This window comes from Bradyrhizobium sp. USDA 3240 (assembly GCF_054063295.1).
In genome coordinates this window covers 3,192,218-3,213,995 of record NZ_JBSSGD010000002.1, presented here as the reverse complement: position 1 = coordinate 3,213,995, position 21,778 = coordinate 3,192,218, and the positions used below count along the sequence as shown (strand labels likewise).

Below are 21,778 nucleotides of genomic sequence, written 5' to 3'. Positions count from 1 at the left end.
GCCGAAGAGCCATAGTACTCTACCCGTCATATTCACTTGCTGCTCTGTCGTTTCGTTACGAATAGTCAGTGTGCGCTGACGGCGAGGCCGAAGAGCAGGGGCGGGGCGGGCTCAGGGCAATCTCGGGCCACCTTCGACTGCAGTTATTTTCAGCTACTGAGCAGATTAAATCGCGAGATGATTGAAACGCGGAGCGGTACGACAGCAGACAGCGGGATAGTTGCGCTCGCGATGCTGCTGCGTTTTCACGGCCTCCCGGCCGATGTCGACCAGATTCGTCATCAAGTCGGCAATGGCCCGTTCGGAACGCCGGAGATGCTGCGGTACGCGCGCTCGACCGGCGTCAAGGCGCGCGAGCTGACCACCAACTGGCTGAGGCTCGAGAAGGTCCCGCTTCCTGCCATCGCGCCGTTGCGCGACGGTGGCCATCTGATCCTCGCCAAGGTGGGCGCCGACAAGATCCTCGTTCAATCGCCTCTGGCAGAGCGCCCGGAGTTGATCACGAGGGCCGACCTGGAAGCGGTGTGGACCGGCAAGCTGATCCTGGTGAGCCGGCGGGCGGGACTGGTCAATCTTGCGCGCCGCTTTGACCTGTCGTGGTTTCTGGGGGCAATCCACAAATATCGGTATCATTTCGTCGAGGTGTTGATCGCCTCGTTCTTCTTGCAGCTGTTCGCACTGGTGTCGCCGCTGTTCTTTCAGGTGGTGATCGACAAGGTCCTGGTTAATCACACGCTCAGCACACTCGATGTGCTCGTCGTGGGGTTGATCGGCATCGCGGCTTTCGAAACGGCCCTCGCGATATTGAGGACCTACCTGTTCTCGCACGTGACCAACCGGATCGATGTCGAGCTGGGAGCCCGCTTGTTTAGGCATCTCATCGGGCTGCCCATTGCCTACTTCCAGGCGCGCCGGGTCGGCGACTCGGTTGCGAGGGTCCGCGAGTTGGAGAACATTCGCAACTTCCTGACCGGCTCCGCGCTGACGGTCGTGATCGATCTGTTCTTCACCATCGTGTTCATCGCGGTGATGTTTGTCTACTCGCCGATCCTGACCTGGATCGTGCTTGGGTCATTCCCGCTTTATGTCGGCATCTCGGCCGGCGCGACGCCGATGTTCCGTCAGCGGCTGGATACCAAATTCGAGCGCGGGGCCGAAAACCAGTCCTTTCTGGTCGAGAGCGTGACCGGGGTCGAGACGATCAAGGCCATGGCGCTCGAACCACAGATGCAGCGCCGCTGGGAGGAGCAGCTTGCCGGATATGTGGCGGCCAGCTTCCGCGTGCTCAGCCTCGCAAATGTTGCGAGCCAATCGGTCCAGTTCGTCAGCAAGCTCGTCACCGCGGTAATCCTTTACGCCGGCGCCAAGCTGGTGATCGACGGAAGTCTCACTGTGGGCGAACTGATCGCCTTCAACATGTTCTCGTCACGCGTGAGCGCGCCGGTTCTGCGGCTGGCGCAGCTCTGGCAGGACTTTCATCAGGCCAGGCTCTCGATCGCGCGGCTCGGTGACATCCTGAATACGCCGGCCGAGCAGACGTTCAGCCCCGGTCGCGCCGTGCCGCCGCCCATCAAGGGGCAGGTCACCCTCGAACACGTGTCGTTCCGCTATCGGGTCGATGGACCCGAAGTGCTGCATGACATCAACATCAGCATTCCGGCCGGCCAGGTCGTCGGCATCGTCGGCCCGTCCGGTTCGGGCAAGAGCACTTTCACGAAGCTCGTTCAGCGCCTTTACGTTCCGGAGAAGGGCAGGGTCCTTGTCGACGGGATTGACCTTGCGATGGTCGATCCGGCCTGGCTGCGTCGCCAGGTCGGCGTCGTCCTGCAGGAAAACGTGTTGTTCAATCGCAGCGTACGGGAAAACATCGCGCTCGCCGATCCTGCCGCACCGATGGAGAAAGTGGTCGCCGCGGCTCAGCTTGCGGGAGCTCACGAATTCATTCTGGAACTGCCGGAAGGCTACGACACCGTCGTCGGTGAGCGCGGCTCCAGTCTGTCGGGCGGGCAGCGGCAACGCATCGCGATCGCGCGGGCCCTTATCACCGATCCCCGCATCCTGATCTTCGACGAAGCGACCAGTTCGCTGGACTACGAAAGCGAAAGGGTCATTCAGGACAATATGAACCGGATCGTGAAGGGACGAACGGTTTTTGTCATTGCACATCGTCTGTCCGCTGTCAGGCGCACCGATCGGATCATCACCATTGATCGCGGCCGGCTCGTCGAACAGGGATCCCATGAGGAGTTGTTGAGCACAGGCGGAAGATACGCGTCGCTGTACCGGATACAGGCGGGGATCCATGAAGTCGGCTCGTGAAGTGGTTGCGGTCGGGGGCAAAACCCGGGACGAGCTGGCCTTCCTGCCGGCCGCCCTCGAAATTGTCGAGACGCCGCCATCTCCCACCGCCAGGCTGACCGCCGTCCTGCTTGCTGCCCTGTTCTGCTGTGCCGTGGCGTGGGCGGCTCTCGGCAAGATCGACATCGTTGCCTCAGCACCTGGAAAGATCGTACCGGGCGACCGTGTCAAGCTGGTTCAGCCGCTGGAGATCGGAGTGGTGCGGGCCATTCACGTCCGCGACGGTCAAAGGGTCAAGGCAGGCGAGATTCTGATCGAGCTGGATCCGACCAGCAATCAGGCGGAGTTTCAGCACCTGAAGAACGATCTTCTCGCGTCACAGCTGGATATTTCACGCGCCCGTTCGGCGCTCGACGGAAACACCGACGCGCTTGACGGCGCACCGGCCGACACCCCACCCGCCTTGATTCAAATGCATCTGGAGTACCTGCGCAGTCAGGATTCCGAGCAGCGCGCCAAATTGTCGGAACTGGATCGGCAGCGGGTGCAGAAGGTCGCGGAGACCAAAACGATCGACGCCAGCATCGCCAAGATTGAAGCTCTACTGCCGGTGCTGCAGGAGCGGGTCGGCGTTCGCAAGTACCTGGCGGACAGGGAGTACGGTTCAAAGCTGCAATATTTGCAGGAGCTCCAGGAACTCGTCGGGATGCAGCAGGACGTCCTGGTGCAACGGAGCAAGCTCGAGGAGGCCAACGCGGCCGTCGCCGCGCTCGCAGAGACGCGCGCCAAGCTTGTCTCGGAATACCGGCACCGCCTGTACGATGATCTCGCCAAGGCGACGCAGAAGGCTGGCAGCCTCAAGGACGAAGTGTCCAAAGCCGAGCACCGGACCAGCCTTCAAAAACTTGCCGCCCCCATCGATGGCGTGGTGCAGCAGCTGGCCGTGCACACGGTCGGCGGCGTCGCAACCGCCGCCCAGACGCTTGCGGTCGTCGTACCCAGCGACAATCTGTTTGAAATCGAAGCGATGGTTTCAAATCGCGATATCGGCTTCGTGCACCCCGGCCAGGACGCCGAAATCAAGGTCGATACCTTCAACTTCACGCGCTACGGCCTGCTGCACGGCAAGATCGTCAGCGTCTCGCCCGATTCCGTCTCCCGCGACCGGTCGCGGGATTCAGCCCGCGAGCCCAATGGCGGCGCGCCGGAAGAAAGCAGCGAGCCCAAGGGGACGGGACCTGTCTATGTCGCGCATGTCTCGATCGACCGGACCAAGATGGTCGTTGACGAGAAGGAGATCAATCTTTCGCCGGGAATGACCGTAACCGTCCAAATCAGGACGGGCGCCCGCAGCATCATGAGCTATTTGTTGTCGCCGATCGTGCGCTACCGGCAGGATGCGCTCCGGGAGCGGTGAAGGAATCCGGCGGTCAGGCCGTCATGACGTGGTTCGCGATTCCACGTGGCTCAGGCTCGGGTCGGATTCATGGATCGCGAGGCAGTTTTGCCCTGCGTCGTAGGTCCGGTATCCATGATCGGCCAGCTTGCGAACGAGTGCGGCCTTGTCGGTCTTGATGAATTCCGCATGAATCACGGGGTGATGCTGCCGGATCGTGGCGCTGGCCCCCTCCAGCACCTTCAGCTCCATCCCTTCGACGTCGATCTTGATCAGATCGCAACGGCTCAGATTCAGGGAGTCCAAGGTGATCATCGTCGTTTCAGTGCCGCTGGCATGGGAATAATCGATCTTCTGGCCTATCTGCTCCGTCCCGGGGCGTTGCGTCACCTCCAGACTTCCGAAGCTGGCGGGCTCCTGATGGCTTAAGGTCGGCACCCAGGTCTTGCCGGTTTCCGACGAAATCACCGCGTGCATCGCCCGCGCGTTGAAACAGTTGTTGATGGCGATGTTGCCGGCCAGCGCGTAGTAGACCCGCTCCTGCGCCTCGATGGCAACGACCGAGCCCCAGCCGGTCATGTGCTTGGACCATTCGATGGTGTGAACGCCGATGTTCGCCCCGCAGTCGATGGCGACCACGCCGTCCCCCCGGTAGGTTCTTCGCAGTGCAAGAAGACCCTTCGTGAGCTCGATTTCGGTGACGTCGAACGCGCCGTGCTCGAGAATCTGAATCCCGACTCCAAAGGTGTGTTCGCCCGCGGTGTGGTAGTCCAGCCGGTTGACGATCAGCGGGCCATGCGCCGACGCTGCGATCACAAACGGGACCTTGCTGGGATTGCGACTCATCGCTTGTGTTTCTTTGTTTTTTGCGGCTCCGGAGCGGCCGCGAGAGAAGTGTGCGCTAAGGTTTTCGTCCGTTGACGCGATTGTCAATCTCGCTTACCGTCTGCCGGTATTTTTGGCTTTCTTTATATTTTCAGGGCAGGGGATATTCGTGAATGCGATTGCCGTCGCGCCGGCGATCGGGCTGAAGCGTCCGATTGACCAAGTGGCCGACCAACCCAAAGTCATCGTTGATCGGTCGACCAGCGCCGTACCCGCCAAGTCGGAAGCCGTTGCGCCGGATGCCGAAACACCCAAGCGGGCCTATCCGGCCGCGGCAGAACTTCCCACTCAAGTCGGTCCGAAGGGCCTGCGCTTCGACTTCAACGACGGCGCCCGGGTCGTTTGTCCCGAAGCCGAAGGTCCTTGGCGCGTGCGTCTTTGGGACGCCGAGACCGGCAATGTTCTTTTCGAGACGCAGTTCGTGGGCGGACGCGTCAACAGCTCAAAGCGCTACTACATTCGTTTCCGTATCGAGGTCTTGCAGGGCGAGGATGTCATTTTCTCGCATGAGTACAACGCGACGGATCGTCACGTCCTGATACAGCTTCCGGTCGGTACCCTGGGCGATACGATCGGCTGGTTTCCCTATGTGGAAAAGTTCAGGCAAGCTCACAATTGCAGGCTGACCTGTGCGATGGCGGAGAAGCTGATTCCGCTGTTTCGCGATGCGTATCCGGAGATCAACTTCGTCACGCATGAGGAAATTCAAACCGACCGATACTACGCCACCTACAGCGTCGGATTGTTTTTCGACGACAAGAATTTCGTCTACCAGCCGTGTGACTTCCGCTTTGTGGGGCTGCACCGGACCGCCGGATACATCCTCGGCGTCGATCCGACCGAGGTGGCGCCGCGCATCTCGCTGGCCGATGATCCAAGGCCCATCCCCGAGCCTTATGTTTGCATCGCGGTTCAGAGCACGACGCAGTGCAAGTACTGGAATAACCCAAACGGCTGGCGCGAGCTGATCAGCTTCCTCAAGCAGGCCGGCTATCGCGTGATCTGTATCGATCAGAAGCCGACGCACGGCCACGAGCTGGTATGGAATCACATTCCGAACGGCGCGGAGGACTGGACCGGTGATCGCCCGATTCAGGAGCGGGCGAATCTGCTTCAGCACGCGGACTTTTTCATCGGCCTTTCCAGCGGCCTTGCCTGGCTGGCCTGGGCGGTCGGCACTCCGGTCGTGATGATCGCGGGCTTCACGCATCCGACAAATGAATTTGCTACGCCGTATCGCGTGATCAACTATCACGCCTGCAACAGCTGCTGGAACGATCCGGCGGTTCGATTCGACCACAAAGACTTTTTCTGGTGTCCCCGCCACAAGGGAACGCCGCGTCAGTTCGAGTGCACAAAGCTGATCACCGTGGACCATGTGAAGTCGGTGATCAGGACGATTCCTGGATTCAAGCTCTAGCCTATTTCAAGAACTGACCATTTTTTTGGGGGGCGCGCTGCCATGAGCACCACTTTTGTAAGCTCGGGTGTTACCAGCTCAGGACTGACCGAAACGGGAGCCAACACGCTCGAGGTCCTCAGCGGAGGCTCGGCAACCCAGACGACGCTCAGTGGCGGCGGCCAGCTCCTGGTCGATGCCGGCGGCTACGCGGTTGGGACCACGATTTCCAGCGGCGGCAGTGCCGTCGTCGGCGCCGGCGGCGCGGGCGATCGCTTCGCCGTCTCGAGTGGCGGCACGCTCAACGTGGCGGGGACCGTCAACAGTTTCACTGCGGTGTTCACCGGGGGCGTCGAGAACATCGAGGCCGGCGGATTCATCTCCGGAGCCGTCGGCTCGGGCACCGGCATTTCCGGCGGCACCGTCAATGTTCTCGCCGGCGGCTCTGCTTCATACCTGTCGGTTTCGAGCGGCGGCGTCTTCAACGTAGCCGGCACGACGCTCAGCATGATCGGGGTCCGTAGCGGCGGTGTCGAAAACGTACTGGCGGGCGGTTTCATTTCGGGGGCAACAAACTCCGGGACCGGCGTTTCGGCCGGCGGCATACTGAACCTTCAAGCCGGCGGGTCCGCCGTCCACGTTGGTGTTTCTAGCGGCGGCACGTTCAACGTTGCCGGCAGTGTGCTGAGCAACGCGGCCGTCTACGCCGGTGGCGTCGAGAACATCCTGTCGGGCGGGTCGATCTCCGGAGCGAGCGGATCCGGGACCGGCGTTTCGGGCGGTACGTTGAACCTTTCGGCCGGCGGCACGGCGGCCTATGTCGGCGTCTCGGCCGGTGGCGTCTTCAACGTCGCCGGTACGGTGCTGAGCTCTGTCAGCGTGTATAGCGGCGGCGTCGAGAACGTGCTGTCGGGCGGCGTGGTGCAGGGTGTGTCCGGAGGCTTCGGCACCGCGATCTCCGGCGGCACGGTGAACGTGCAGTCGGGCGCTACTGCGACGGCGATGTTCGTCTATGCCAGCGGTGCGCTGAACGACAGCGGTATCGTCACCAATCAATTCGTGCTCAGCGGCGGCGTTGAGACCGTTTCATCGGGTGGCCTCGCGTCGGGCGTGCAGGTTTCGGGCGGCGGTCTGCTCGACATTCTCGCCGGCGGCTCGGCGACGAGTGTTGGCGATTCCGGGCGGGTCATCGTCGAAGCCGGCGCCACCGCCGACCACATTACTGTTTCGAGCGGCGGCGTGCTCAGCGTCGGCGGCACCTTGACCAGCAATACAGGCGTCCTGGCGGGCGGCGTCGAGACGGTGGTGTCCGGTGGTCTGATCAGCGGGGCCAGTGGCTCGGGGACGGGCATTGCCGGCGGTACGGTAAACCTTCTGGCCGGGGGCTCAGCAGTTTTTGTCGGCGTGTCGAGCGGCGGCACGTTCAATGTCGCGGGCACCGTGCTCAGCAACGGCATGGTGTTTGCCGGCGGTGTTGAGAACGTGCAGTCCGGCGGTCTGATCACCGGCGCCATCAGTTCGGGGACCGGTGTTATCGGTACCCTCAACGTTCTGGCCGGTGGCTCGGCGGCCTATGTCGGTGTTTCGAGCGGCGGCACGTTCAACGTGTCGGGCACCGTGCTCAGCAATGTCGCTGTCTATGATGGCGGCGTTGAAAACGTTCTCTCGGGTGGTGTTGTCACCGGCGTCACCGGTTCCGGGACCGGCGTATCCGGCGGCACGGTCAACGTATTTGGCGGCGGCGCGCTGGATCACCTGACGGTGTCGAGCGGAACGCTGAATGTTTCCGCCGGCGGCATGGTGCACAACATAGCGGTGTCGAGCGGCGGTGTCGAGAACGTGCTGTCCGGTGGACTGATCTCGGGATCCTTCTCCGCGGGGAACGGAGTTATCGGCACTTTGAATCTTCTTGCCGGTGGTTCGGCTACTTTCGTCGGTGTGTCGAGTGGCGGCACGTTCAACGTGGCTGGCACCGTACTCGGCAATGTCGGCGTCTTTGACGGCGGCGTTGAGAATGTTCTCTCGGGTGGTGTGGTCACCGGTGCCCCCGGCCTCGGGACGGGCATATCCGGCGGCACCGTCAACGTTCTTGCGGGCGGTGCGCTGGATCATCTGACAGTTTCGAGCGGTACTCTGAATGTCTCGGCCGGTGGCACGGCCCACGACCTTACGGTGTCGAGCGGCACCCTGAATGTTGCGGGTACGATCACAAGCAACACGCTGGTCTCGAGCGGCGGCGTGGAGAACGTGCTGTCCGGCGGGTTCATCTCCGGGGCATCGAGTGCTGCGACCGTCATTTTCGCCGGCGGCGTCGTGAACGTCCTGGCCGGTGGTTCAGCTGTGCACGTCGGTGTGTCGAGCGGCGGCATCTTCAATGTCGCAGGCAATGTGCTGAGCAATACCGGTGTCTACGCCGGCGGCGTAGAGAACGTCTTGTCCGGAGGATCGATCTCCGGCGCGAGCGGATCCGGGACTGGAATTTCGGGCGGTACGTTGAACCTGTCGGCCGGCGGCACGGCGGCCTTTGTCGGCGTGTCGAGCGGCGGCATCTTCAATGTTGCCGGCACCGTGCTGAGCAATGCCAGCGTCACTAGCGGCGGTGTCGAGAACGTGCTGTCCGGTGGACTGATCACCGGAGCCGTCAGTTCAGGCACCGGAGTCAGCGCAGGCGGCGTATTGAACGTTCTGGTCGGCGGCACGGCGGCTTTCGTCGGCGTCTCCAGCGGCGGCATATTCAATGTGTCGGGCACCGTGCTCAGCCGCGTGGGCGTTTATGCCGGTGGTGTTGAGAACGTCGTCTCAGGTGGTGTTGTCAACGGCGCCGTGGGCTCCGGGACGGCCGTCTCCGGCGGCACGGTCAACGTCCTTTCGGGCGGCGCGCTGGATCACCTGACCGTTTCCAGTGGCGGCGTGTTCAACGTTGCCGCCGGAGGCACGGCGCACGACATTGCGGTGTCGAGTGGTGGCGCGTTCAATCTAGCAGGCACGACGACGAGCAACGTCTTCGTGTTCGCTGGTGGTAGTGAGATTGTATCTTCCGGCGGCTCCGCAGGGGTGGTGACGATCTCCGGCGGCGTGGTCGAATTGCAGGCGGGAAGCCTCGCGAGCGGCATCGCATTCAACGGTTCCGGCGGGCAGCTCAAGGTCGACGGCACATCTTTGGCCGGCACCACCATCAGCGGTCTGGTGCTGGGCGACAGCATCGATTTGGCTGGCCTCAATTTCGTATCCGGCGGATCGGCGTCCTTGCTCGCGGGCAACATCCTGCATGTCACCGAGGGGGCTTCCTCCTTTGATCTGCAGCTTGATCCAACCCCTGGCGTCCGGTTCAGCGTCGGCACCGATGGCGGCACCGGCACGCTGGTCACGACGCGTGCCGACGTCGCACCGGTCACGTCAGCGCCCAATGTAACGGCAATCTTTGGCGAGAGCTCTGCGCTCGCTTCCAGCCTGTTCTCGGTCACGGACGCCGATGGCGATCCCATCACCCAATACGCGTTCTGGGACACCCAAGGTAACGGACACTGGGTCCTCAACGGCGTCACGCAGGCGACCAACGCCGAGATCGATATTGGGGCGGCTAACCTGTCGCAGATGAGCTACGTGTTCGGTCCGAGCGGTTCGACTGATACCCTCTTCGTACGAGCCAATGACGGCACGGCTTGGAGCGGCTGGACCCAGTTTACTGCAAAGGCATTTGTCGACACCGCGCCAACCGTGAACGCAGCTAACGTGACTGCGGCGCACGGCCAGACGTCGATTGCCGCATCCAGCCTGTTCACGGTGAGCGATCCGGATCCCGACACGATGACCCAGTACGCGTTCTGGGACACCGGCGGCAGCGGCCACTGGGTGGTGAATGGCGTCGCCCAGGCAGCCAACGTCGAGATCGATGTTCCGGCGGCGAACCTGTCGCAGGTGAGCTACGTGTTCGGGCCGACAGGGTCAGCCCCCGATACGCTGTTCATCAAGGCGAACGACGGAACATTGTGGGGAGCCTGGCAGTCGTTCACGGCAACATCGGGGGCCGATACCGCTCCGGTCGTTACGGCCGCGAACGTGACCGCCGCCCATGGGCAGACGTCGGCTCTCGCCTCGAGCCTGTTCTCGACCTCGGACGCCGAGAGCGATCCGATCACCCAGTACGCTTTCTGGGACACCGGCGGCAACGGCCACTGGGTGGTGAATGGTGTCGCCCAGGCCGCCAATGTCGAGATCGATGTTGCGGCGGCGAACCTGTCGCAGGTGAGCTACGTATTCGGCCCCGGCGGCTCGATGGCCGATACGCTCTACGTGCGGGCGAATGACGGCAGCCTGTGGGGGGCCTGGAAGTCGTTCACGGCAACACCGGGGACCGATACCGCTCCGGTCGTTACGGCCGCGAACGTCACAGCGGCCCATGGGCAGACGTCGGCGCTTGCGTCGAGCCTGTTCTCGACCTCGGATGCCGAGAGCGATCCGATCACCCAGTACGCGTTCTGGGACACCGGCGGCAATGGCCACTGGGTGGTGAATGGTGTCGCCCAGGCCGCCAATGTCGAGATCGATGTTGCCGCGGCGAACCTGTCGCAGGTGAGCTACGTGTTCGGGCCCGGCGGCTCGATGCCCGATACGCTCTACGTGCGGGCCAACGATGGCAGCCTGTGGGGGGCCTGGAAGTCGTTCACGGCAACACCGGGGGTCGATACTGCTCCGGTCGTTACGGCCGCGAACGTGACGGCCGCCCATGGGCAGACGTCGGCTCTCGCCTTGAGCCTGTTCTCGACGTCGGATGCCGAGAGCGATCCGATCACCCAGTATGCGTTCTGGGACACCGGCGGAAGTGGCCACTGGGTAGTGAATGGTATCGCGCAGGCGGCCAACACCGAGATCGATGTTGCCGCGGCGAACCTGTCGCAGGTGAGCTACGTATTCGGTCCCGGCGGCTCGACGGCTGATACGCTTTTCGTGCGGGCAAACGACGGCAGCCTGTGGAGTAACTGGACATCGTTCACGGCAGGGCCGGGGGGTGATACTGCTCCGGTCGTGACTGCGGCGAACGTCACAGCGGCCCATGGGCAGACGTCGGCTCTCGCCTCGAGCCTGTTCTCGACCTCGGATGCCGACAGCGATCCGATGACCCAGTATGGGTTCTGGGACACGGGCGGCAATGGCCACTGGGTGGTGAATGGCGTCGCCCAGGCGGCAAACGTCGAGATCGATGTTGCCGCGGCGAATCTTTCGCAGGTCAGCTACGTGTTCGGACCGGGCGGCTCGACGCCCGATACGCTCTACGTGCGGGCGAATGACGGATCGAAGTGGAGCAGTTGGGCAGCGTTCACGGCAACTCCGGGGGACGATACTGCTCCGGTCGTTACGGCCGCGAACGTGGCTGCGGTTCACGGCGAGGCGTCGGCTCTCGCCTCGAGCCTGTTCTCGACCTCGGATGCCGAGAGCGATCCGATCACCCAGTACGCGTTCTGGGACACCGGCGGCAACGGTCACTGGGTGGTGAATGGTGTCGCCCAGGCGGCAAACGTCGAGATCGATGTGTCCGCGGCGAACCTGTCGCAGGTGAGCTACGTGTTCGGTCCCGGCAACTCGACGCCCGACACGCTCTACGTGCGGGCGAACGACGGATCGAAGTGGAGCACCTGGACCGCATTCACGGCAACACCGGGCCCCGACACGGCTCCGGTCGTGACGGCGGCGAACGTGGCCGCGGTCCACGGTGAGACGTCGACTCTCGCCTCGAGCCTGTTCTCGACCTCGGATGCCGAGAGCGATCCGATCACCCAGTACGCGTTCTGGGACACCGGCGGCAATGGCCACTGGGTGGTGAATGGTGTCGCCCAGGCGGCCAACGCCGAGATCGATGTGTCCGCGGCGAACCTGTCGCAGGTGAGCTACGTGTTCGGTCCCGGCAACTCGACGCTCGACACGCTCTATGTGCGAGCCAATGACGGCAGCGAGTGGGGCGCCTGGACCGCATTCACGGCAACGCCGGGTCCGGACACGGCTCCGGTCGTGACGGCATCGAACGTCAGCGGCATTCACGGCCATTCGGTGGCGGCCTCGACCCTGTTCTCAACCTCGGATGCCGAGAGCGATCCGATCACCCAGTATGCGTTCTGGGACACCGGTGGAAATGGCCACTGGGTGGTGAACGGCGTCGCCCAGGCGGCCAACGCCGAGATCGATGTCTCGGCGGCGAATCTCTCGCAGGTGAGCTACGTGTTCGGCCCCGGCGGCTCGCCGTCGGATACGCTCTTCGTGCGGGCCAATGACGGCAGCGAGTGGAGTACGTGGAAGTCGTTCACGGCCACCGCAACCAACCAGGCGCCGACCGTCTCGGTCTCCAACGTCGTGACGGTCTCGGGGCAGACCTTTGCTGCCGCGAACCTCGTCACTGCGACGGACGCCGACGGCGATGCCATCACGAAATATGCGCTGTGGGATTCCAACACCAACGGGCGCTGGAACGTCAACGGAGTCAACCAGTCTGCGAATACCGAGATCGACATCACTGCGGCGCAGCTTTCCCAGACGACCTATCAGGCCGGCTCGGGCACCGACCAACTCTGGATCCGGGCGAATGACGGCACCGCATGGGGCGCCTGGCAGTCGTTCAATGTGACAGGAGAGAGCCCGAGCAGCGCCAACATCGTGCCGGGCGGCACCCTGGAATTGACCGGGGGGTCGAATGCCGGCGTGACGTTCCAAGGGTCGACGGGGACGCTGAAGCTCGACAATTCCGCGAGCTTTAGCGGGACCGTCGCCGGGATGACCGGTTCGGATGCGATCGATTTCGCGAACATCAATTTCGCGAGCGTTCACACGCCGACCTTCAGCGGAACCAGTACGAACGGAACGCTCACGGTGACGGACGGCACTGTTACGGCGAGTATTGCGCTTCTCGGCAACTACATGGCCTCGACCTTCACGACCTCGAGTGATGGCCATGGCGGGATCCTGGTTGTCGATCCGCCGGCGACGCAGGTCAGCCAGCTTGCGCAGCCACAGCATGCGTGAGGCCTGAAGATGAGGGGCTGTGGGGGGCCTGTCGCGGGCCCACCGCAACCAGATCCCTCAACCAGCAGAAACAAAAAGGCCCGCCTCCCGGCGGGCCTTTTTGGTGTCTTGCGACGCTTCTGGGATTCCATGCAAGACCGAACGCTTCGTTGCCCAGCGACTGATTACGGAGTCGAGCTGTTGCAGGCTGCTTCCGCCGGCACTTCGTCGGCATTCGGGTCGGCTGCGGCCGTGGCCCAGGCGAGCTCGACGAGTGTCACGATCCGCCGGCCGGCACCGTCAAGCTGGCAGACGATCAGGCCCTGCTCCTCGATGTAGGTCAGCAAATGCCGGGCGCGGCGCAGCGAGTGCGTGCCATAGGCGCGGGCGATCGCGGCATCGCTCGGGCAGGGCCAGCCTTCCTTCGCGGCGCGGGCGATCATCATGAAGACGCCCTGCATGTCCTCGGGCAGGATCGCGGCACGCAGCGAGACATCCTGCCACGCGTCGTCCTCCGCCATCTCGGCGCCGAGCCCCGCGCGGGCGCGCGTCAGCATGCGGCGGAAATCGGTCAGCTCGGGCACGACGGCACCGAGACCCTCAATCCGGCAGCGGACCACGAACTCCTGATAGAGCACGCCGATGGCGCGGAAGCCGGCGTCGGGCTCGGCGAGGATCGCGCGCAGGATGCGATCCAGCCGCTCACGCCGTTCGGCCAGCTGCTCGGCGCTGAGTGGCGGTTCCGCGGCTTCGGGATCTTGCTCCGGTGCTGTTGGCTTGGCGGCCATCAACTGGCTGAGCAGGTCGGGCGACGGCGCGCGGCGCGGCGGTCTGGCCGTTGTTTCGGGCGGCGGGGCCGCGAGGATAATGGCGCGTGCATCCTCAAGCGCCGCTTCAGGCAGCGGCATCAGCCGCGGTGCCGCGTTGCGCGGTTGCGTGTCGGTCGGACCGATGCGCAAGCCCAGCGGGCGGCGGGAGAGCGCGGGTCCCAGCGCCATGAATTGTCCGCGCTCCAGGTCGCGGAACGCTTCCGCCTGCCGCCGCTCCATGCCGAGCAGGTCGGCGGCGCGCGCCATGTCGATATCGAGGAAGGTCCGGCCCATCAGGAAGTTGGACGCCTCGGCCGCGACATTCTTGGCGAGCTTGGCCAGCCGCTGGGTCGCGATGATCCCGGCAAGCCCGCGCTTGCGGCCGCGGCACATCAGGTTGGTCATCGCGCCGAGCGAGAGCTTGCGCGCCTCGTCGGAAACTTCGCCCGCGATCGCTGGCGCGAACAACTGCGCCTCGTCCACCACCACCAGCATCGGATACCAGTGGTCGCGGGCAACTTCGAACATGCCGCCGAGGAAGGCCGCGGCGCGCCGCATCTGGTTCTCGGCGTCGAGCCCCTCGAGATTGAGCACGGTCGAGACGCGATGGATGCGCACGCGCTCGCCGGCGACCTGCAGGCTGCGCTCGGTATGGTCCTCGGCATCGATGACGAGGTGGCCGAATCGCTCGGCCAAGGTCACGAAGTCACCCTCGGGATCGATGATGGTCTGCTGCACCCATGGCGCGCTCTGTTCCAGCAGCCGGCGCAGCAGATGGGATTTGCCGGAACCCGAATTGCCCTGCACCAGGAGGCGCGTGGCCAATAGCTCCTCGAGGTCGATGGCCGCCGAAGCGCCGGCCGTCGTTTGTCCCATCTCGATCGCTACGGTCATGTCCCGACTCAAATTGTCCTTGCGGGACGCGGCTTAACAAGCCGATCGCGCCCCGTCGAGCGAACCGCGGCATGATCCCCAGGCGCGACCGGGACCTGGACAAGCGCGATGCTCGTCTGACGCGATGACGATTGATCGAGCCACTACAGCGTGTTCTACGTCAGCCGGCGCGGCAATCGGTAAGCAAACCGGTCGAACGCAATTATCGTTGCGCGCTCTGCGCGGACGGGTGCCCCGATGTCCGGTAGGTCTCGTCACCGCCGCCGCGCTGAGCGCTTCGCCGCGGCTCGGGCGGTCGCCACGTAACGCCCTGTTCGGCGAGCAAATTGTTTCCCCACTCGGCCAGCGGGGTCAGCAGCGCAACAAGATCGAATCCTCGCTCCGTCAGTGCGTAGATCGACCGTTCAGACGAAATCTTGCGCTGCCGGACCGCGCCGTCGGCGATCAGGTCCCGCAGCAGGCTGGACAAGACTTGCTGGCGAACGCCCACGATCGAGTTGCGCAATTCGCCGAAGCTGAGTTCGTCTAGCGAAAGGAGATGAAGCACCCGAACCTTCCACTTTCCCGAGACGATCTTGAGGACCGTCTCGACGGGGCAGGGATCCTGGGCGGGGCGCTTGCGATGGTAGGCCATGGTTTCCTCGGTCAGAAATTAATGTGTCTGGCTGGTCCATGATTGATGTGGGACCGTGAAACGACGCGAGCGATGTAACCAGCTCGCCGACAGGAATATCTTGCAGGGTCCTTTATGGGGTGACTCGATGAGCGGTCGAATTCTCAGTCTGCTTCTTTGGGCCGGCGTAGCCTATTTCTGCTGCATGGCGGTCGCGCACTTCTTCGGGATCAAGGTGCCGATCCTCTTTGTCTACTACGATACACCCTACTACGCCTATCAGGACAAGATCATCTCGTTCGCAGTGGTGGCCTATATCTGCCTGTTTGTCTCCGCCGCGCGTTCGGGTGAGGTCGTCTTCGCCTTGGTCGCGATCTGGGTCACGGTTCTCGGTCTCTGCGCCGTCAATCTTTCCGACGCGCTGCACGTCGTTCTCGACGGCGGGTCCACACTACCTTACTGGCTGCAGACCGCCGCAATCGCGGCTTACGCGCTGTGCCTCACTATTTTCTCGCGGCAGCCGCGAGCCCTGTCGGCGCACTGAGAGTCAAGCACGATGATGCGGCCGGAATTGATCTTCCATAATGGAAACGTGTTCACGGCGGATGCCGCTGCGAGCCGCGCCGAGGCGATTGCGGTGGCCGGCGGCACCATCGTTGCCGTCGGTCACGATCTCGACATCAAAGGTCTGGCCGGTCCCGGAACCAGGATGGTGGACCTTGGCGGCAGCATGCTGTTGCCCGGTATCGTCGACGTGCACAACCACCATCTCCGTGGCGGGCAGGCCGACCTCTATGAATTGAAACTCTTGCCGACGATGTCGTTCGATGCGGTGCTCGAAGCTGTGCGCGCGCGATGCGCGACGACGAAACCGGGCGAGTGGGTCTTTGGCGGCATCTGGGGAAGTCAACTGGTCGAGGTGATCGGCCGTGCAAGTTCGCTGGCGGCACTCGATGCGGTTTCCGGGGCGCATCCGGTGATGCTGCGCGACGACAGCCAGCACAACCGGTGGGTCAATTCTCGTGCGTTGGAGCTGATCGGGATCGACGCCGGCAGGCCCGATCCCCAGGACGGTCAAATCCTGCGCGATGTGGCGACCGGGGCCGCGACCGGGCTGTTGCTGGAGCGAGCCTCGGGGCTCGCCGAGCAGGCGGTCGAGCGAAGCATCCCGGATCTTGCGGAGCGCAACAAGGCTTCGTGCCGCCGCGCGGTTGAGATTCTCAATGGCTTCGGCGTCACCGCCTTTCAGGATGCGACCACGACGCTCCCGTTCCTGGAAGCGTTGGCCGCGCTCGATCGTGCGAATGAGCTCAACGGCTGGTGCGTCGCCTCGCTGCCCGCGCAGCGGACGCTGTCGGGTGCCGATCTCGTCGGCGACGCGCTGATCGTGCGCCGCGAGGCCTATCGCACCCGCCACGTCCGTCCCGATTTCATCAAGCTGTTCATGGACGGAGTGCCGACGACGCGTACCGCCGCCATGCTCACGCCATACCGCGCCACGCGCTTGCAAGGCTGCTGCTTTTGCGGCGATCCCTTGATCTCGATTCCCGATCTGGTGCGGTGGATCGCAAAGGCCGAGAAACATCGGATGCGGGTCAAGGTGCATTGCACCGGCGATGCCGCGGTTCGCGATACGCTCGACGCCATCGACGTCGTGCGTAGCTTCAACGGACCCGGAAACGGCGCTGGTGCTACGCATCAGATCGCCCATGCGGGCTTCGTTGCCCCCGCCGATATCCCGCGCTTCCGCGCGCTCGACGTCGCAGCCGACCTGTCGCCGATCATCTGGTATCCCGGCCCGATCCAGGAAGCCATCCGCGCGGCGATGCCGGAGGATCGCGCCGACTGTTATTGGCCGCTTCGCGATCTCCACGCCGCCGGCGCGTTGATGGCGGCCGGATCGGACTGGCCGGTTGTGGCCAATCCGGACCCCTGGCTCGGGATCGAAGGGATGATCACGCGCCGCAATCCGCGGGGCGGATATGATGGCGCGCTTTGGCCGGAGCAGGCCCTCGATCTCGAGACGGTGCTGCGCATCTACACCGTCAACGCGGCGCAGGCGATGGGCTTGTCCGATCTCACCGGATCGATCGAAGCCGGAAAGTCGGCAGATTTCATCCTGGTCGATCGCGACCTGTTCGCGACCGCGCCGGAGCTTCTATCGCAGACCAGGGTGCTTTCGACATGGTTCGAGGGCCGTCAGGTTTACGAGGCCGGATGAAAACTCGCGCGCGGCTGGCTCGAAAGTCCCTCTTGCAAGATGACAAGCCCTTCCCGACTTTCGGGATTACCGCTTGAGAAATTCCAGCCGCCGTTCGAATTTGGCGAGAAGGCACTGTCCCCGAATGGTGCCGCCATTCTGATGCCGGATACCTCCGTCCCGTTTGGCGGAGGTGTCTCGTCGCGCAAACCTCGTCATAGTCCGCAGCACAAAAGAAACGTGCGAGGAAACATGACTGAGAGCATCGTTGATGCCGTTGCGCCGTCAGTCGCGGCGAGTGGTGCGGTGTCGCCGCGAAAGGTGTTTTGGGCGACCTGGTTCGGCTGGATGCTCGATGGCTTCGATTCCTCGATGTACGGCTACATCCTGGTCAGCGCGCTGAGCGAACTGTTGCCCGCCAGCGGCATCGAGCCGAGCAAGGCCAACATCGGCATCTATGGCGGCCTGCTGTTCTCGATCTTCATGCTGGGCTGGGCCTGCTCGATGGTCTGGGGCTGGGCCGCGGACCGTTACGGGCGCGTCAGGATCATGTGCTGGACGGTGCTGGTCTACTCGCTGTTCACGGCGCTGTGCGGGCTTGCGACCGGTATCGTGATGTTCGCTTTGTTTCGCTTCGTTGCCGGCTTCGGCATCGGCGGCGAATGGGCCGCGGGCACGCCGCTGCTGCAGGAATCCGTGCCGGAGAATACGCGGGTCCGACTCGCTGGCTGGCTGCATACGGCCACGCCGACCGGACTGTTCCTCGCCGCCGCCGTGACACTCCTGATCGGCGGCACGCTCGGCTGGCGCGGCATGTTCCTGCTCGGCATCCTGCCGGCGCTGCTGATTGCGTATCTGCGCAGCAACATTCCCGAACCCGAGGGCAACGCGTCGCGCGAGCGGCGGTCGGTCGCGGCGTTGTTCACCGGGGATCAGGCGCGCACCACCTGGGCGGCGGCGCTGATGATGGCCTGCATCATCTTCGGCCTGTGGTCGTCGAACTTCTGGGCGCCCACCGTGATTTCGACCAAGCTGGTCGCGGCGGGAGCGACGCCGGCGCATGCGCAGGAGATGGGCGCGGTGGCCGGGCTGATCACCAATGTCGGCACGCTGATTGGTTGCTTCCTCGTGCCATCGCTCACCACCTGGCTCGGCAGCCGGCGGCGCACCGCGGTGCTGTTCTTCATCGGCGGACTGATTTCCGTTGTGGTCTGCTATGAAGTCGCGATCGAATGGCTCGACAGCCTGGTGCTGTTCATGGCTCTGCTGCCGGTGCTCGGCTTCTTCACCAATGGCGTGTTTGGCTTGTTCACGATCTGGCTGCCGGAGATGTTTCCATCCGCGCTACGCGGCTCGGGCTCCGGCTTCGCCTTCAGCATGGGCCGCGTGCTCGGCGCTGCCGGCCCGACGCTGATCGGCGCGCTCGCCGCGCGCACCGGAAGTTTTCCGCTGGCGATTTCGATGCTGTCGCTGATCTATCTGATCGGCCTGCCGCTGATCGCCCTGGCGCCGGAGACGGCCGGCAAGCCGCTTGCGAAATAGCAAGCGCAGGCGGTTTGCGAGAGCCGGTCAGACCGCAACCTTGATCCTGCGGTTCTGGCGGCCCTTGTTGTCGATCTTGACGATCCGTGCGGGTCGCGCGCGCCCCGTCGACGCCAGATGGGTGCCGCCGCAGGCTTGCCGGTCGAGACCGAGGATCTCGACGATCCGGACAAGGCCATCCTCCCCGACCGGCGGAGCGACGGCCTTGCTGCGAAACAATCCGGGTGTGGCTTCTGCTTCGGTATGCGCCATGAAGGCGGCGCTCACCGGAAGGTCCTGTCGGATGATGTCGTTGAGCGGCGCCTCAAGCGCCCGCAGGGCCTCATTGTCGGCGCCGGGCAGATCGAAATCGACCCGGAAGGTGCCGTCGGCATTGAGTTGTGCCCCGGTCAGGAGCGCGCCGCCGAACTGGGTATAGACCAGCGCGTTGACGACGTGGGCGAGCGTGTGCAGCTCGCACATCGACGCGCGAAATGCCGGCTCGACCTCGAGCGTCACGTTGCCGGAGGGCACAGCTTCGCCGGCAAACAGATGCCACAGGCCGCGTTCGTCGCGCTCAAGTCCGGTGATGGGCAGCACGCCGCCGGACCATCTCAGGACACCCTGGTCCGGAAGCTGCCCGCCTCCTCCGGGAAAGAACGGCGAGCGCTCGACGAGGACGGCGCCGGGCCTGGCGTCGCGCACCTCGGCTTCGAGCTGCAGGATTTCGGGATGATCGTGATAGAAGGCACGCGACATGGATGACGCGCCTATTCCGCCGGCTTCGCGGCCGCCGGCGCTTGCGCAGCCACAGGCGGCTTCGGCGCCTTGTCGACCTTCTTCGACCAGGAGCGATAATAGGCGAGCACGGTCATCAGCACGATGCCGATCGCGCTGACAACGATCTGCATCCAGAGGCTGCCGGAGACCTCGACCAGCACCACATGCGCGACCACGGCAAGGAAGACGCCCGAGCAGAACACCTCGAGCGACTGCTGGCCGCATTTGATGATCGGCTGGAATATCGGCCATTCATATCCGGCCCACTCGCGCGGCAGGAAGCGCGTGACGAAGAAGGCCAGCACCACAAAGTGCAGCACGCGATAGGGCGCGAGGTTGGTCTTGTCGTTCGGGTTGAAGGCGTCATAGAGCCAGGGCGGCATCGCCTGACCCAGTTCCGGAAAGCGGCCCGCCAGCGTCATGACCAGCGCGAACAACAGGTAGGCGCCGCCGAGCCACAGGAAGGCGCGCGAGCGGATGAATGTGATCGATTCGCTGGCGCCGCCGAGTGCGAACCAGCCGCCGAACACGAACAGGAACTGCCAGCAGAACGGGTTGAAGTACCATGAGCCGCCTGGATAGGCCGGCAGATTCCAGTCGAAATGCCGTGCGGCGAGATAGAGCAGGAACGAGGCCAGCAGCGTCAGATTGAGCTTGCGCAGCATCGCCCACAGCACCAGCGGATAGACCAGCATCAGCGCGATGTAGAGCGGCAGCACGTCCATGTTGACCGGCTTGAACGCCAGGATCAGGCCCTGATAGAGCGTCTCAGCCGGGTTCTGCATGAAGCCTGCGACGTTGAATTCATTCTGCAGATTGGGGTCGTGATAGCGCTGGGAGAGATAGCCGATCTCGGCGATGTAGATCACGAACAGCAGGACATGCGCGACATAGATCTGCCAGGCCCGCTTGATCAGCCGGGTGGCGCCGATCACGGTGCCGCGCTCCAGCATCATCCGCGCATAGACAAAGGACGCGGTGTAGCCGGAGATGAAGACGAACAGATCGGCCGCATCGCTGAAGCCGAAATTCTTCTGCGTGATCCAGTTCACCGCGTTGTTCGGGATGTGATCGAGATAGATCGCCCAGTTGGCGAAGCCGCGCAGCAGGTCGAGGCGATAGTCGCGGCCACGCGGCGGCAGAACAGCCTTGGCGTCCATCGGTTCGCTCCCATCCCCAGTGCCCGCGCGTCCAACCGCTGGTCGCCCATGGCATCATACTAGAACAGGATTTCGACGGTTGTGTATTGGTTTTCTGGGAACGGATCGTCTCAACGGCAGGCCAAACAGCGCTGCATTTGGATCAAATCATTCGCGCCGCCAAAGCCGGGGCTGCGCACCGGCGCAGCTAACGCTGAACGAAGCCGTTGTGCAGCGTGGTGAACAGCGTCTTGCCCTTCTTCACCAGATCGTATTTGCGGCCATAGAGCAGCCAGACCGCGGTCAAGTGGCACATGCCGCCCATCATCAGCGACATCGCGGTGTAAGGATCGAGATTGCGGCGATAGGTGCCGGCGCGAATCGCCTGCTTGATCAGCTGCACGTAGCGCAGCGCGTATTTGTCGACCGCCTTCTTGACCCGCGGCTCGGCGGCAAGGACGCTCGGCCATATCTCCAGGAAGAACACGCGGCCCCAGCTCGGGTTGTCCTTGATGTACTGGAAGTTGGTCAGGAAGATGATGCGAAGCTGCTCGACGGGGTCGCCGCCCTTCACCAGCAGCGGCTCGGTCTGCTGATACAGCGCCTCGAAATTGCCCTCGGGCACATCCAGCACCAGCGCGCGCTTGTCCTCGAAATAATCGTAGATGCTGGAGAGCGGTACTTTCGCCACCGCAGCGACCTCGGTGAGCGAGGTGCCGTCGATGCCCCTCTGACCGAACAGCTTGGTCGCCGCCGAGAGGATCTGCTCGCGCCGATCGCGGCTGCGTTGTTGCTTGAGCTTGAGCGTCGACCCCGAAGCCACTTCCTTCTCCCATCCCGCAAAAACACTAAGA

The 21,778-nt window shown here is 63.7% G+C and carries 13 protein-coding genes; 7 read left to right on the top strand and 6 right to left on the bottom strand.

Going from position 1 to position 21,778, the window contains the following annotated elements; all coding sequences use genetic code 11:
• The first annotated feature begins 177 nt into the window (after window positions 1-177).
• Window positions 178-2,319: a type I secretion system permease/ATPase gene (locus ACVIGA_RS15985; RefSeq protein ID WP_456667103.1), complete on the top strand. Its 2,142-nt coding sequence runs from the start codon at window positions 178-180 to the stop codon at window positions 2,317-2,319.
• On the top strand, window positions 2,303-3,715 hold the full coding sequence (locus ACVIGA_RS15980) for an HlyD family type I secretion periplasmic adaptor subunit (RefSeq protein ID WP_456667102.1): 1,413 nt from the start codon (window positions 2,303-2,305) through the stop codon (window positions 3,713-3,715). Before ACVIGA_RS15985 ends, ACVIGA_RS15980 begins: the two co-directional genes overlap by 17 nt.
• 21 nt (window positions 3,716-3,736) lie before the next feature.
• Here the strand turns inward: ACVIGA_RS15980 and ACVIGA_RS15975 are convergent, their stop codons facing one another.
• Window positions 3,737-4,540, bottom strand: coding sequence for an FkbM family methyltransferase (locus tag ACVIGA_RS15975; protein WP_456667101.1), 804 nt, complete (start codon window positions 4,538-4,540; stop codon window positions 3,737-3,739).
• Window positions 4,541-4,688: 148 nt separating this feature from the next.
• On the opposite strand from ACVIGA_RS15975, the gene ACVIGA_RS15970 reads away from it, so the two are divergent.
• Window positions 4,689-5,999 carry an autotransporter strand-loop-strand O-heptosyltransferase gene (locus ACVIGA_RS15970; protein WP_456667100.1) on the top strand — a complete coding sequence of 437 codons (1,311 nt, stop codon included), beginning with the start codon at window positions 4,689-4,691 and terminating at the stop codon, window positions 5,997-5,999.
• Between the two features lie 42 nt (window positions 6,000-6,041).
• Complete coding sequence (locus ACVIGA_RS15965) at window positions 6,042-12,989, top strand: beta strand repeat-containing protein (RefSeq protein ID WP_456667099.1); 6,948 nt, start codon at window positions 6,042-6,044, stop codon at window positions 12,987-12,989.
• 164 nt (window positions 12,990-13,153) lie between these two features.
• Here the strand turns inward: ACVIGA_RS15965 and ACVIGA_RS15960 are convergent, their stop codons facing one another.
• Both ACVIGA_RS15960 and ACVIGA_RS15955 read right to left on the bottom strand, forming a co-directional pair.
• Window positions 13,154-14,671 carry a helicase HerA domain-containing protein gene (locus ACVIGA_RS15960; RefSeq protein ID WP_456667098.1) on the bottom strand — a complete coding sequence of 506 codons (1,518 nt, stop codon included), beginning with the start codon at window positions 14,669-14,671 and terminating at the stop codon, window positions 13,154-13,156.
• Window positions 14,672-14,873: 202 nt separating this feature from the next.
• Complete coding sequence (locus ACVIGA_RS15955; protein ID WP_456667097.1) at window positions 14,874-15,305, bottom strand: winged helix-turn-helix transcriptional regulator; 432 nt, start codon at window positions 15,303-15,305, stop codon at window positions 14,874-14,876.
• A gap of 127 nt (window positions 15,306-15,432) precedes the next feature.
• Here ACVIGA_RS15955 and ACVIGA_RS15950 point away from each other — a divergent pair, with 127 nt between their 5' ends.
• The 3 genes from ACVIGA_RS15950 (at window position 15,433) to ACVIGA_RS15940 (ending at window position 19,026) form a co-directional block, all read left to right on the top strand.
• Window positions 15,433-15,828 (top strand): hypothetical protein, encoded by a 396-nt coding sequence (locus tag ACVIGA_RS15950; protein WP_456667096.1) that lies wholly within the window; start codon window positions 15,433-15,435, stop codon window positions 15,826-15,828.
• Between the two features lie 12 nt (window positions 15,829-15,840).
• Window positions 15,841-17,505: an amidohydrolase gene (locus tag ACVIGA_RS15945; RefSeq protein WP_456667095.1), complete on the top strand. Its 1,665-nt coding sequence runs from the start codon at window positions 15,841-15,843 to the stop codon at window positions 17,503-17,505.
• A gap of 231 nt (window positions 17,506-17,736) precedes the next feature.
• Entirely contained in the window at window positions 17,737-19,026 is a 1,290-nt protein-coding gene (locus ACVIGA_RS15940; RefSeq protein ID WP_456667094.1) for an MFS transporter, read from the top strand.
• Window positions 19,027-19,053: 27 nt separating this feature from the next.
• Here ACVIGA_RS15940 and ACVIGA_RS15935 read toward each other — a convergent pair whose 3' ends face one another.
• The 3 genes from ACVIGA_RS15935 to ACVIGA_RS15925 all read right to left on the bottom strand — a co-directional run bounded on the left by ACVIGA_RS15935 (window position 19,054) and on the right by ACVIGA_RS15925 (window position 21,747).
• On the bottom strand, window positions 19,054-19,764 hold the full coding sequence (locus ACVIGA_RS15935) for an alanyl-tRNA editing protein (protein WP_456667093.1): 711 nt from the start codon (window positions 19,762-19,764) through the stop codon (window positions 19,054-19,056).
• Window positions 19,765-19,775: 11 nt separating this feature from the next.
• Window positions 19,776-20,945 carry an OpgC domain-containing protein gene (locus tag ACVIGA_RS15930; protein ID WP_456667092.1) on the bottom strand — a complete coding sequence of 390 codons (1,170 nt, stop codon included), beginning with the start codon at window positions 20,943-20,945 and terminating at the stop codon, window positions 19,776-19,778.
• Window positions 20,946-21,132: 187 nt separating this feature from the next.
• A complete protein-coding gene (locus tag ACVIGA_RS15925; protein ID WP_456667091.1) occupies window positions 21,133-21,747 on the bottom strand; it encodes a TetR/AcrR family transcriptional regulator in 615 nt (204 codons plus the stop codon).
• Between the last annotated feature and the right edge of the window lie 31 nt (window positions 21,748-21,778).